We start from the raw sequence: 12220 nt of genomic DNA, 5'->3' as shown, positions 1-12220 counted from the left end.
TCGGCCACGCCGCCGCCTGTGCCGCCGCCACCGACGCCCTGCTGCGCGCCCTGCTCGGGGACGCGGCGGGCGCGCGGGAGCGGGCCGGGCACGCCCTGTCGCTGATCGATCCGTTGGAGAGCCGTTCGGTGCTGGTCCTCGCCCACCGCGCGCTGGGGACGGCCGCCGCGGCGGAGGGCGACCACGAGACGGCGTACGCGCACTTCAGGGCCGCCTTCGACGAGGACGGCCGGCCCGTGCACTACCACCTCTCCCCTCCGGCGCTGCCGGACCTGGCGTCGGCCGCCACGCACCGCGGTGCGCCGGAGGAGGCCGCACGGGCCGTGGACGAGGCCGAACGCGCCCTCGGTGACGCGGGCCCCCTCGCACCGCGCAGGTCGGCCCTGGTCCAGCTGAGCCGGGCGCTGCTCGCCGCTCCCGACGCGGCGGAGGCACACTTCGGCCGGGCGCTGGCGGCCCCGGCGCTCGCCCGCAGGCCGTGGGAGCAGGCGCGGACCCTGCTGGCGTACGGGGAGTGGCTGCGCCGCCGGCGCCGGATCGCGCGGGCGCGGCCCGTACTGGCCGAGGCCGAGTCGCTGTTCCGGCGGTTGGGCGCGCGGCCGTGGGAGCGGCGGGCCCGCGCCGAACTGCGGGCCGCCGGTGCCGCCACCGAGCCGCCGCCGCCCGACGCCCTCGCCGGGCTGACGCCCCAGCAGCAGCAGATCGTGCGGCTCGCGGCCACGGGACTGACCAACCGGGAGGTGGCGGAGAAGCTGTACCTCTCGCCGCGGACGGTCGGGTCGCACCTGTACCGGGCCTTTCCCAAGCTGGGCATCACCGCGCGCTCCCAGCTCAGGGACGTCGTCACCGACGCCGGCTGACGGCGAGGTCAGTCGAGCAGTTCGCCCAGGCGTCGCGCCGCCGCCACGACGGTGGCGCCGAGGGTGTCGAGGCCGGTGTGGTCGAAGACCGAGATGCCGATGCTGGCCGTGGCGTCGCCGTCGCGGGCGGGGACCGCGGCGGAGATGCCGGTCACCGCGGGGATGACCTCGCCCATGGTGACGGCGTACCCGTTGGCGCGGGCCTCGGTGACCTCCGGGCGCTCCCCCGCGCGGTGCGGGCCGTGCGCGAGGAGGGCGAGGCCGCCCGAGCCCTGCTCGACGGGGTGGGTCTGACCGGGCCGGAAGGAGACGTGCACGAGGGCGCCGCGGGGTTCGACCACCATCAGCGCCCGCATCTCGTCGGCGCCCTCCCTGACCAGCAGGTGCGCGGTGGCGCGGGTGGTCTCGGCCAGTTCGTCGAGGACCGGTCCTGCCAGGGTGCGCAGGTCCTGCTGGACCGGTTCGGCGAGGCTCACCAGTCCGGTGCCGAGGACGATACGGCGCTGGTGGTCCCGGCGGCAGAGCTGGTGCGCCTCCAGGGTGCGCACCAGGCGGTGGGCGACGGTGCGGTGCACCCCGACGGCTTCCGCCAGTTCGCTGACGGTCAGGCCCCTCGGGTGCTCAGAGAGGACCTTCAGGATCAGCAGTCCGTGGTGGAGCGTCTTGGACATGCCGGTGTCGAGTGCGGGGGCCGACCGGGTCGGCTGTGGTGGGTTCACGGATCCATCCCTTGACGAGTTTCGGCCACGCTGCCTATGCTCCCATTATTCGCACAGTGAGTGCGATTATCGCACACCGCGTTGGTGTGCGGCAAGCTCCCCCTCGTCGGCCGCCCGGGACGGCGCCGACGGGGACCACGAGCCGAAGGGACGCCCGCATGGAGGCCGGCACGCCCGCGTTTCCCGCCAGTGCCGCACTGGCCGAAATCCATCAGCTCTACCACTTGCAGAGCCATCTCATCGACGGCGGCCGCGCCGCCGAGTGGGCCGCGACGTTCACCGCGGACGGCCGCTTCGACTCGCCCACCTATCCCGAGCCGGTGACCGGCACCGCCGCCCTGACCGCGTTCGCCGAGCGGTTCGCCGCCGGGTGCGCCGCCGAGGGCGTCGTGCGCCGGCACGTGGTGGGCAACGTCGCCGTGACCGGCACCGACGGGGACGGGGCCCTGCGCGTGGAGGCGTACCTCCAGATCGTCGCGACGCCCCGGGGCGGCACCCCGCGCACCGAACGGTTCACCACCCTCACCGACCGGGTCGTCCGGGACGGCGCCGGCGACGGCTTGCGGATCGCGGCCCGCACCGTACGCCGCGACGACGACCCACCGGGCTGAACAAGCCGAGCAGCCCCTCCCCCGCCCGACCGCGCTTCGACACCGCACTTCGACGACGAAGGAACGGAACCACCCATGAGCGACACCGCCCACCCCCTGGCACCCGGCGCCGAAGGCCCCGGCCGGGTCGTCGGCCGACGGCCGTCCGCCGTCCATCCCGAACTGGCCGGCACCACCGCCGTCGTCACCGGCGCCGCCCGCGGCATGGGGGCCGTCTTCACCGAGGGACTGGCGCTGCGCGGCGTGCACGTCATCGCCGCCGACATCGACCTCGTCGCCATGAAGGAGACCGCCGAGGCCGTCAACGCCTCGCGTGAGTCGCTGCCGGAGGGCACGGTCCGGGGGCGGGTCGTCCCGGCCGCCGTGGACGTGGTGGACCCGGCGGGGCACGAGGAACTGGCCCGGCTCGCGCACGGGGAGACCGGCCGCCTGGACCACTGGGTCAACAACGCCGGTATCTTCCCGCACGCCTTCGTCGGAGACATCTCGCCCGAGCAGATCGACGCCGTGCTGAAGGTCAACGTGCAGGGCGTGCTGTTCGGTTCGCAGGCCGCCGCCCGGCACATGGCGCCCGGCGGGGCCATCGTCAACATGTCGTCGGTGTCCGCCGTCCGGGTCCGCAAGGGCCGTGGCGCGTACTGCGCGTCCAAGGCGTCGGTGGCCCACCTCACCGAGTCGCTCGCCGTGGAGCTGGGCGACCGGGGTCTGCGGGTCAACTCGATCGCGCCCGGTTACATCGACACCGAGATGACGCGGTGGGTCCAGGAGGACCCGGCGGCGCTGGCGCACGCCCTGGAGAGCGTGCCGCTGCACCGCCTCGGTTCCCCGCAGGAGGTGCTCGGCGTGCTGCTGTTCCTGCTCTCCGACAGCGCGCGGTACGTCACCGGGCACAGCATCGCCGTCGACGGCGGCTCGCGCCATGTCTGACGGCCACCGGGAGACGGTGCGCTACCCGTCCGTCGTCCTCGTCACCGGGGCCGCCGCCGGTATGGGCGCGGCGCACGCCCGCGCGCTGGCCGAGCGCGGCAGCCACGTCCACCTGGCCGACGTGGCCGACACCGCGCCCGTGGTGGCGGAGATCACCGCGGCGGGCGGCCGGGCCACCGGGCACACCCTGGACGTCACCGACCCGGCCGCCTGGCGGACGGCCGTGGACACCGTACGGGAGTCGGACGGCCGCCTCGACGGGCTGGTCAACAACGCCGGGATCTCGCGGCGGCTGCGGTTCATGGACACCACCGAGGAGGTGTGGGACCGGGTCCTGAGGATCAACCTGTACGGGCCGTTCCACGCCATCCGGGCCTGCGCGCCGCTGATGCGGGACAGCGGAGGCGGTTCCGTCGTCAACATCTCCTCGATCTCCGGTCGGATCGGCTACTTCTCCCCCTCGTACTCGGCGAGCAAGTGGGGCCTGACGGGGCTGTCGAAGTCCGCGGCCGGTGAGCTGGCCGCCTGGGGCATCCGGGTCAACTCGCTCCACCCGGGGCTGGTCGGCACCGGTCTGCTCGCCGGCTCGGACGCCTTCGTGGAGTCGGCCCGGCGCAGTATCCCGGCGGGGCGGCTCGGCGAGGTGGGCGAGGTGACGGACGCGGTGCTGTTCCTGCTCTCCGACCGCAGCACGTACATGACCGGCGGCGAGGTCACCCTCGACGGCGGTCTCGTCTCCAACGGGCTGTACCACCGCATCCTCGACGACGCCGCCGGAGAGCTGTGATGCGTCACTCCGAAGGGAGCTTGTCATGACGGACTTCGACGCGCTCGACGTGATCGTGGTGGGCGGCGGCGGGGCCGGTCTCGCCGCCGCGGTCAGCGCCGCCGAACGGGGCGCGCAGGTGCTGCTGTTCGAGTCCGAGCGCGAACTGGGCGGCTCCACGCAGCTGTCGGCGGGCCTGTTCACCGCGGCCGGCACCAGCGTGCAGCGCGGGCTGGGCGTCGAGGACACCGCCGAGCGGCACTTCCAGCACTACATGGACCTCAACCAGTGGCGGCTCAAACCGGGGCTGATACGGGCGTTCTGCGGAGCCGCCGGCCCGACCCTGGAGTGGCTGCTGGGCCTCGGCCTCGACGTCCCCGCCGCCGAGTCGCCCGACGCGCACACCCCGGGCCTGTGCCGGGCCGGCGTGGAGGACGTCTGGCGCGGCCACGTCCCCCGCGACCAGGGCTACGGCCTGGTCCAGGTGCTGGACCGGGCCCGGCGCGAACGCGGCGTCGAGGCCGTCCTCGACACCCGGGTGGAGCGGCTGCTGTTCGAGGAGGGCCGGGTCGTGGGCGTGGTCGCCGACGGCATCGAGGTCCGGGCCGGCGCGGTCGTCGTCGCCAGCGGCGGCTTCGCCCAGGACCCCGGGCTGCTCGACCGGTACTACCCCGAGGCGCGCGACGCGGGCGACTCACTGTTCGTGGTGGCGGCGCCCGGCAGCCGCGGTGACCACTTCGCGTTCGCCGAGCAGACCGGGGCGGCGCTCACCGGGCACGGCTGGGGGCTGATGCTGCCGACCGCGTACTTCCAGCGCTACCACCACTGGCAGGCCGGCTTCCCGCCGAAGTCCCGGGTGCACGTCAACTCCGCGGGGCGGCGCTTCATGGACGAGGACGCCTCGTACGCCGTCTCCGGCGGGGTCATCCTCGCCCAGGAGGGCCCGGTGTGGGCGGTGTTCGACGAGAAGGCCCGGCTGGGGCTGCCCGCCGGATACACGGACTGGACGCCCGAGCGCGTCGCCGAGGAGGTCCGGTCGGGGCGGCTGCCGAGCGCCGGGACCCTCACGGAACTGGCCGCCGCCATGGACGTACCGGCCGACGCGCTGACCGCCACCGTCTCCCGGTGGAACGCGCAGCTCGCCACCACCGGCGAGGACCCGGAGTTCCGCCGTGAGGACTCCCTCGCCGCGAAGGGCTCCCCGGGGGCGCCCGACCCTCTCGTCGCCGCGCCGTTCTACGCGGCCCGGGTGCTCCCCGCCGAGCTGGTGTGCACGCACACCGGTCTGGAGATCGACCACGACGCGGCCGTACTGGACCGCACCGGCACCGTCGTACCCGGGCTGTTCGCCGCCGGTGAGGCCGGCGGCGGGGTGCTCGGCATGCGGTACGTCGGCGGCGGCAACGCCGTCGCCAACGCCCTCACCATGGGGCGCGTCGCCGGCCGCACCGCGGCCCGCGGGCACTGACCCTCCCCCTCTCCCCTCTTCCCCTCAGGAGCCGTCATGGGAGCGCACCTCAACGCCGAGGACACCGCCGCCCTGGGCAGCAGAGTCACCCGGAAGGTCACCTACCGGATCTTCCCCATCGTGGGCCTGTTGTACGTGTTCAACTACATGGACCGGTCCAACATCAGTTACGCCCAGCTCGGCATGGAGCACGAACTGGGCATCACCACGGCCACGTTCGGCGCCGTCGCCGCGATCTTCTTCCTGGCCTACGTGGTGCTGGAGATCCCCAGCAACATGATGCTGAAGAAGGTCGGGGCCCGGCTGTGGCTGGCCCGGATCGCGATCAGCTGGGGTCTGGTGACCGTGGTCACCGGGTTCGTGCACAGCGTCACCCACCTGTACGTCGCGCGGATCGCGCTGGGCATCGCGGAGGCCGGGCTCTTCCCGGGTCTGCTGCTGTACCTGACGTTCTGGTACCGGGGCCGTGAGCGGGGCCGGGCCATCGCGATGCTGGCGCTGGCGCAGCCCGTCGCCATGATCCTCGGCTCGATGACCGGCGGCTGGATCCTCGACCACGTCCACTGGGCCGACATGAGCGGCTGGCGGTGGGTGTTCATCCTCCAGGGCGCGCCCGCGATCCTCATCGGCCTCGTCACCCTGGTCTGGCTGCCGGACCGGCCGGCCGACGCCCGGTTCCTGACCCCGGCCGAGAGCCGCTGGCTGCAGTCGGAGATCGACAAGGAGTACGAGGACGGCCCCGGCCACAAGGAGACCGTCCGTGACCAGCTGCGGGCGATGAAGAACCGCAAGGTGCTGTACCTGGCCTTCGCCAACTTCTTCGCCGCGTGCGGTCTGTACGGCTTCTCCTTCTTCCTGCCGAAGATCGTCCAGCAGCTCGACCCGTCGTACTCGGCGACCAACATCGGTCTGCTCGGCACCATCCCGTACCTGGTGGGCGCGGCGGGCATGCTGCTGGTCGCCCGCAGCTCCGACCGTACGGGCGAGCGGCGCCTGCACGTCATCGCCCTGATGCTGCTGGGCGCGGTCGGCCTGTCCGGCACCATCGTCTTCCGGCACGACCCCGTGCCCGCGATGGTCTGCCTGTCGCTGGTGGCGATCGGTGTGCTCGGCTACATGGCGCCGTACTGGGCGCTCGCGGCGCGGGTGCTGCCGCGCGGGCAGACCGCGGTGGGGCTGGCCGGCATCAACTCCATCGCCGCGCTGGGCGGTTTCTTCAGCCCGTACATCATCGGCAGGAACGCCACCGCCGACGACGTCACCGTCGGTCTGTACTTCCCCATCGCCTGTCTCGTGGTGTGCGCCGTGATGCTCGCCTTCCTGAAGGTGCCCCGGGACCGGCAGCCCGCCGAAGCGCCCGCGCCGCGCGCCGCCGCACATGTCTGACCTCGTCGAGGAGACCCCATGCCTTACTACCGCAGTGTCGGTGACATCCCGCCCAAGCGGCACACCCAGCACCGGGACCCGGACGGCCGGCTGCGTTTCGAGGAGCTGATGGGCGAGGAGGGTTTCTCCTCCGACTCCTCGCTGCTCTACCACCGGGAGATCCCCTCGGCCGTCACGGACTCCCGTGTCTGGGACCTCACCGGCCAGGACACCACCGCGAACCACCCGCTCAAGCCGCGCCACCTGAGGCCGCACGCCCTGTGGTCCGGCGACGGCCGGCGGGAGACCGACGCCGTCACCGGGCGGCGGCTGCTGCTCGGCAACGGCGACGTACGGATCTCCTACGCCGTGGTGGACGCGGTCTCGCCGTACTACCGCAACGGCATCGGTGACGAGTGCGTGTACGTCGAGTCCGGCTCCGCCACCGTGGAGACGGTGTTCGGGACCCTCACCGCACGCGCCGGTGACTACGTCCTGCTGCCGCGCGCCACCACCCACCGCTGGCTCCCCGAGGGCGACGAGCCGCTGCGGCTGTACTGCGTGGAGGCCAACTCGCACATCTCCCCGGCCCGTCGCTACCTCTCCCGCAACGGACAGCTCCTGGAGCACGCGCCGTTCTGCGAGCGCGATCTGCACGGTCCCGCCGGGCCGCTGCTGGCCACCGGCACCGACATCGACGTGTACGTCAAGCACCGGGGGCCGCGCGGTGAGGTGCTCGGCACGGTGTTCACCCAGGCCACGCACCCCTTCGACGTGGTCGGCTGGGACGGCTGCCTCTACCCGTACACCTTCAGCGTCCACGACTTCGAGCCGATCACGGGGCGGATCCACCAGCCGCCGCCCGCGCACCAGGTCTTCGAGGGCGACAACTTCGTCATCTGCAACTTCGTGCCCCGCAAGGTGGACTACCACCCGCTGGCGATCCCGGTGCCGTACTACCACTCCAACGTGGACAGCGACGAGGTGATGTTCTACTGCGGCGGGGACTACGAGGCCCGCAAGGGCTCCGGCATCGGGCAGGGCTCGGTGTCGCTGCACCCGGGCGGGCACGCGCACGGCCCGCAGCCCGGCGCCTACGAGCGGTCCGTCGGCGCGGAGTCCTTCGACGAACTGGCCGTCATGGTCGACACGTTCCGCCCGCTGGAGCTGGGCGAGGCCGCCCTCGCCGTCGAGGACCCCGGGTACGCCTGGACGTGGGCGGGACGGGGGCCGGCCGCGTGAGCGCGCTGCTCGCCGGGCTAGTCGACGACGCCGGGCTGTTCCCGCCGACCGCGCTGGACCCGGCCGAGGCGGTGGCCCGGCACCGCCGGGACCGGGCCGCCGCGCACCCGATGCACACCCTGCGGTTCCTCGTTCCGGTGGGCCGCCTGGAGGAGATCCGTGCCGTGCTGGAGCCGGACGACCGGCTGCGGCTGGGCCTGATCCTGAGCGCGGCGGGGCCGGGCGATCCCGGTGCCCGGCTGCGCGCCGCGCTCGCGACGGTCGCCGCCGACGACCGGCTGGAGACGGCGCTGGTCGAGGCGGAGTCGGCCGCGTTCGGCGAGGACCCCGCGGTGGCGGTACCGGCCGTGCTGGCCGCCACCGAGGGCAGCGGGGTGCCGGTGTTCCTCGAACCGGCCGCCCCGGCGGGCATCGACGCCCTGCTCGCGGCGGCGGACCGCACGGGCACCGGGGCGAAGCTGCGCTGCGGCGGCGTACGCGCGGACCTGTTCCCCTCCCCCGCCGAGGTCGCGCACGTCCTGACGGCCTGCGCGCGGGCCGGCGTGCCGCTGAAGGCGACCGCCGGACTGCACCACGCGGTGCGCCACCACGACCCGGGGACCGGCTTCACCCACCACGGATACCTCAACCTCCTGCTCGCCGCCGCGCGCGCCGCGGCCGACCCGGGTGACAGCACCGGGGTGACGGCCGCGCTGAAGACGACGGACGCGGACACCCTCGCCCGGGAGCTGGCCGCGCTGACCGGTCCGGCCGTCACCGCCGCCCGCGCCCTGCTCGTCTCCTACGGCTCCTGCTCGACCGCCACACCGGTGTCCGAGGCCCGCACCCTCCTCGACACCGTCTGAAAGGACTGCCCCCGCCATGACCTCCTCCAGCTGGGTCCCCGTGCCCGAGGACTCGCCGTTCACCGTGCACACCCTCCCCTACGGCGTGTTCGTCCCGGAGGGCGGCGCTCCCCGGGTCGGTGTCGCCCTCGGCGACCATGTCCTGGACCTGGCCCGTGCCCTGGACGACGACACGTTCGCCGGACCCTCGCTCAACGCCTTCCTCGCGCAGGGCCGCACCCGCTGGCGGGAGGTGCGCGCCCGGGTCACCACCCTGCTCACCGACCCCGCCCACCGGGAGACCGTGGAACCGGCGCTGCACCGCGTCGACCGGGTGCGGCTGCTGCTGCCGTTCGAACCCGCCGACTACGTCGACTTCTACGCCTCCGAGCACCACGCCGCGAACATCGGCCGGATGCTGCGCCCGGGGCAGGAGCCGCTCACCCCGCAGTGGAAGCACCTGCCCATCGGCTACCACGGCCGCTCCGGCACACTGGTCGTCTCCGGCACGGACGTCGTCCGCCCCTGGGGGCAGACCCGCCCGGCCGACGGCGGCCCGCCGCCCTTCGGCCCGTCGGGGCGGCTCGACATCGAGGCCGAGGTGGGCTTCGTCGTCGGCACCCCGTCCGCGCGGGGCACCCGGGTCGGCGTCGACGACTTCGCCGACCACGTCTTCGGTGTCTGCCTCGTCAACGACTGGAGCGCCCGCGACCTCCAGGCGTGGGAGTACGTGCCGCTCGGCCCGTTCCTCGCCAAGTCCTTCGCGACGTCCGTGTCCCCGTGGATCGTGCCGCTGGAGGCGCTTCAGGCCGCCCGCACCGCACCGCCCGCACGGACCGAGGAGCCGAGGCCGTACCTGCGCGACGGCGAGGACTGGGGCCTCGATCTGGCCCTGGAGGTCCGCCTCAACGGCGAGCTGGTCTCCTCCCCCTCCTTCACGTCCATGTACTGGACGCCGGCCCAGATGCTGGCGCACCTCACCGTCAACGGCGCCTCGCTGCGCACCGGTGACTTCTACGCCTCCGGCACGGTCAGCGGCCCCGGTCCGCGGGAGCGCGGCTGCCTGATGGAGCTGACCTGGAACGGGCAGGAGCCGCTGCGGCTGTCCGACGGCTCGGAGCGGGCCTTCCTGGAGGACGGCGACGAGGTCGTCATCACGGCGACGGCGCCGGGTCCCGACGGTACCCGGATCGGCTTCGGCGAGGTCCGCGGCCGGATCGTCTCAGAAGGGCGGCTCGCGTGAACAAGGTGGTCACCGGCGCGTCCGAGGCCGTGGCCGGTATCGGTGACGGCGCCTCCCTCGCCGTCGGCGGGTTCGGGCTGTGCGGCATCCCGACGGTGCTGCTGGACGCGCTGCACGAACGGGGCGTCGGCGGCCTCAAGGTCGTGTCCAACAACTGCGGGACCGACGGCCACGGCCTCGGCGTGCTGCTCGCCGCCGGCCGTATCGGCCGGGTGACGGCCTCCTACGTCGGCGAGAACAAGGAGTTCGCCCGCCAGTATCTGAGCGGTGAGCTGGAGGTGGAGCTGATCCCGCAGGGCACGCTGGCGGAGCGGCTGCGCGCCGGGGGCTGCGGCATCCCCGCGTTCTACACCCCGGCCGGGGTCGGCACCCAGGTCGCGGACGGCGGCCTGCCCTGGCGGTACACCGCGGACGGCGCGGTGGCGGTGGCCTCCCCGCCCAAGGAGCAGCGGGTGTTCCGGGGCCGTACGCACGTCCTGGAGGAGGCGGTCACCACCGACTTCGCGCTGGTGCGGGCGGCGCGCGGGGACCGGTACGGCAACCTCGCCTTCCACCGCGCGGCCCGCAACTTCAACCCGCTGGCGGCGATGGCCGGTGCGGTCACCGTCGCGGAGGTGGAGGAACTGGTGGACGGGGCGCTGCACCCGGACGAGGTGCACCTGCCGGGTGTTTTCGTGCAGCGGGTGCTGGCCCTCACACCCGTGCAGGCCGCCGGCAGGACGATCGAGAAGGCGACGGTGCGCTGATGCCCTGGACCCGTGACGAGATGGCCGCCCGCGCGGCCGCCGAACTGACCGACGGCTCCTACGTCAACCTCGGCATCGGCCTGCCCACGCAGGTGCCGAACCACCTGCCGCCCGGGGTCGACGTGGTCCTGCACTCCGAGAACGGCCTTCTCGGTGTCGGCCCCTACCCCCGGCCCGAGGAGGTCGACCCGGATCTGATCAACGCGGGCAAGGAGACGGTCACCCTGGTGCCGGGCGCCTCGTTCTTCGACTCGGCGCTGTCCTTCGGCATGATCCGCGGCGGTCATCTGGACACCGCGATCCTCGGCGGCCTCCAGGTCTCCACCGGCGGCGACCTGGCCAACTGGACCGTCCCGGGCAAGATGATCAAGGGGATGGGCGGCGCGATGGACCTGGTGCACGGGGCCCGTACGGTCGTGGTGCTGATGGACCACACCGCCAAGGACGGCCGACCCAAGATCCTGCGCGCCTGCACCCTGCCGCTCACCGGCGCGGCGTGCGTGGACCGTGTCATCACCGACCTCGGCGTCTTCGACGTCACGCCGCCGCGGCTCACGGTGGCCGAGCTGGCTCCGGGTGTCACCCCGGAGCGGGTCCGCGCGGCCACCGATGCCGAGGTCGTCTTCCCCGTCGCCGTCTAGAGGCCGCGGGCGGTGATGTCGCCGAGGGTGGTGGTGGCGCGGATCTCCACCTCGGCGGCGCCGTCGTTCTTCAGGGAGTTGCCGACCCGCCCGTGGGAGGTGCCGGCGTCGAGGGTGGCCGAGACGCCGGCCGCGACGTCGACCGAGATGTCACCGGACTGGGTGGTGAGGACGACGGTGCCGCGTACCGCCTCGGCGATGCGGATGTCCCCCTTCAGGGTGCTGATCTCGGCGGGGCCGGTGAGGCGGCCGACGACGACGTCCCCTTCCAGCGCGGTGAGCCGGATGCCCGCGGCCTCGTCGATCTTCGCCTGGCGGTAGGCGCCCTCGAAGACGACGTCGCCGAGGCGTCCGACGCCCCGGAGTTCGGCGGCGGCCGACCTGCCCTCGACGTGCGAGCCGGCGGGCAGCTGCACGGTGACCTCGACGGCGCCGGAGGAGCCGAACACCGCGCTCTTGGACGCGGGGGCCTGGATCCGCAGCACGCCGTCGGCGAAGTCGACGGTGGTCTGCTCGGCGGCCTTGGCGTCGCGGGCCTTGGAGGAGTCGGCGGGCAGCACCTCGACGGTGGTGTCGGCACGGTCGGCGGCGATGAACCGGACGCGCCCGGCGGGGATCTCCAGGACGGCGGAGATCGGGGCGGTGGTGTCGAACTTCTGCATCATGGTCTCCCGTGCTCGCTCACTGTTTCCGACACCAGAAACGCTACGTTGCTTTCCACCTAACGACAACACGCTTATTGCATTGAGATGCTGTTTACGCACCTCATAGCCATAGAAGTGTTGCAACGGTTCTGCAAGTAACGCAA

General features: G+C 73.4%; 13 protein-coding genes. 11 read left to right on the top strand and 2 right to left on the bottom strand.

The annotated features are described in order from the left end of the window. Nucleotides 1-860, top strand: an 860-nt coding sequence (locus tag UW392_RS32175; protein WP_320778702.1) for a helix-turn-helix transcriptional regulator, incomplete at its 5' end; no start/stop codon positions are given. Nucleotides 861-868: 8 nt separating this feature from the next. Here the strand turns inward: UW392_RS32175 and UW392_RS32170 are convergent. Beyond that, a complete protein-coding gene (locus tag UW392_RS32170; RefSeq protein ID WP_320778705.1) occupies nt 869-1531 on the bottom strand; it encodes an IclR family transcriptional regulator in 663 nt (220 codons plus the stop codon). 206 nt (nt 1532-1737) lie between these two features. Here UW392_RS32170 and UW392_RS32165 point away from each other — a divergent pair, with 206 nt between their 5' ends. The 10 genes from UW392_RS32165 to UW392_RS32120 all read left to right on the top strand — a co-directional run bounded on the left by UW392_RS32165 (nt 1738) and on the right by UW392_RS32120 (nt 11412). After that, on the top strand, nt 1738-2190 hold the full coding sequence (locus UW392_RS32165; RefSeq protein WP_320778701.1) for a nuclear transport factor 2 family protein: 453 nt from the start codon (nt 1738-1740) through the stop codon (nt 2188-2190). A gap of 75 nt (nt 2191-2265) precedes the next feature. Further along, nucleotides 2266-3117, top strand: coding sequence for an SDR family oxidoreductase (locus UW392_RS32160; RefSeq protein WP_320778700.1), 852 nt, complete (start codon nt 2266-2268; stop codon nt 3115-3117). Further along, complete coding sequence (locus UW392_RS32155) at nt 3110-3904, top strand: SDR family NAD(P)-dependent oxidoreductase (protein ID WP_320778699.1); 795 nt, start codon at nt 3110-3112, stop codon at nt 3902-3904. Before UW392_RS32160 ends, UW392_RS32155 begins: the two co-directional genes overlap by 8 nt. A 25-nt stretch (nt 3905-3929) precedes the next feature. Beyond that, entirely contained in the window at nt 3930-5351 is a 1422-nt protein-coding gene (locus tag UW392_RS32150) for an FAD-dependent oxidoreductase (protein ID WP_320778698.1), read from the top strand. A 36-nt stretch (nt 5352-5387) separates the two neighbouring features. Beyond that, on the top strand, nt 5388-6737 hold the full coding sequence (locus UW392_RS32145; RefSeq protein ID WP_320778697.1) for an MFS transporter: 1350 nt from the start codon (nt 5388-5390) through the stop codon (nt 6735-6737). Between the two features lie 18 nt (nt 6738-6755). Next, nucleotides 6756-7958 carry a homogentisate 1,2-dioxygenase gene (locus tag UW392_RS32140; protein WP_320778696.1) on the top strand — a complete coding sequence of 401 codons (1203 nt, stop codon included), beginning with the start codon at nt 6756-6758 and terminating at the stop codon, nt 7956-7958. After that, nucleotides 7955-8803 (top strand): hypothetical protein, encoded by an 849-nt coding sequence (locus tag UW392_RS32135; RefSeq protein WP_320778695.1) that lies wholly within the window; start codon nt 7955-7957, stop codon nt 8801-8803. Before UW392_RS32140 ends, UW392_RS32135 begins: the two co-directional genes overlap by 4 nt. Nucleotides 8804-8819: 16 nt before the next feature. Continuing rightward, complete coding sequence (fahA, locus tag UW392_RS32130; RefSeq protein ID WP_320778694.1) at nt 8820-10025, top strand: fumarylacetoacetase; 1206 nt, start codon at nt 8820-8822, stop codon at nt 10023-10025. Continuing rightward, the gene (locus UW392_RS32125; RefSeq protein WP_320778693.1) at nt 10022-10771 is read left to right on the top strand and encodes a CoA transferase subunit A; all 750 of its coding nucleotides are present in this window, start codon (nt 10022-10024) and stop codon (nt 10769-10771) included. The genes fahA and UW392_RS32125 overlap by 4 nt, the downstream gene beginning before the upstream one ends. Then, nucleotides 10771-11412: a CoA transferase subunit B gene (locus UW392_RS32120; RefSeq protein WP_320778692.1), complete on the top strand. Its 642-nt coding sequence runs from the start codon at nt 10771-10773 to the stop codon at nt 11410-11412. Before UW392_RS32125 ends, UW392_RS32120 begins: the two co-directional genes overlap by 1 nt. On the opposite strand, the gene UW392_RS32115 is transcribed toward UW392_RS32120, so the two are convergent. Beyond that, complete coding sequence (locus tag UW392_RS32115) at nt 11409-12074, bottom strand: DUF4097 family beta strand repeat-containing protein (RefSeq protein ID WP_320778704.1); 666 nt, start codon at nt 12072-12074, stop codon at nt 11409-11411. The genes UW392_RS32120 and UW392_RS32115 overlap by 4 nt on opposite strands. Between the last annotated feature and the right edge of the window lie 146 nt (nt 12075-12220).

It is taken from the genome of Streptomyces sp. CRN 30 (genome assembly GCF_034105845.1).
The sequence above is the reverse complement of the archived record's forward strand: the minus strand, read 5'-3'. Positions and strand labels throughout refer to the sequence as shown.

Excerpts from the sequence above, each read along its gene's own strand:
- UW392_RS32170 (WP_320778705.1), bottom strand. The coding sequence starts at position 1,531 with ATGTCCAAGACGCTCCACCACGGACTGCTGATCCTGAAGGTCCTCTCT.
- UW392_RS32165 (WP_320778701.1), top strand. The coding sequence starts at position 1,738 with ATGGAGGCCGGCACGCCCGCGTTTCCCGCCAGTGCCGCACTGGCCGAA.
- UW392_RS32160 (WP_320778700.1), top strand. The coding sequence starts at position 2,266 with ATGAGCGACACCGCCCACCCCCTGGCACCCGGCGCCGAAGGCCCCGGC.
- UW392_RS32155 (WP_320778699.1), top strand. The coding sequence starts at position 3,110 with ATGTCTGACGGCCACCGGGAGACGGTGCGCTACCCGTCCGTCGTCCTC.
- UW392_RS32150 (WP_320778698.1), top strand. The coding sequence starts at position 3,930 with ATGACGGACTTCGACGCGCTCGACGTGATCGTGGTGGGCGGCGGCGGG.
- UW392_RS32145 (WP_320778697.1), top strand. The coding sequence starts at position 5,388 with ATGGGAGCGCACCTCAACGCCGAGGACACCGCCGCCCTGGGCAGCAGA.
- UW392_RS32140 (WP_320778696.1), top strand. The coding sequence starts at position 6,756 with ATGCCTTACTACCGCAGTGTCGGTGACATCCCGCCCAAGCGGCACACC.
- fahA (WP_320778694.1), top strand. The coding sequence starts at position 8,820 with ATGACCTCCTCCAGCTGGGTCCCCGTGCCCGAGGACTCGCCGTTCACC.
- UW392_RS32120 (WP_320778692.1), top strand. The coding sequence starts at position 10,771 with ATGCCCTGGACCCGTGACGAGATGGCCGCCCGCGCGGCCGCCGAACTG.
- UW392_RS32115 (WP_320778704.1), bottom strand. The coding sequence starts at position 12,074 with ATGCAGAAGTTCGACACCACCGCCCCGATCTCCGCCGTCCTGGAGATC.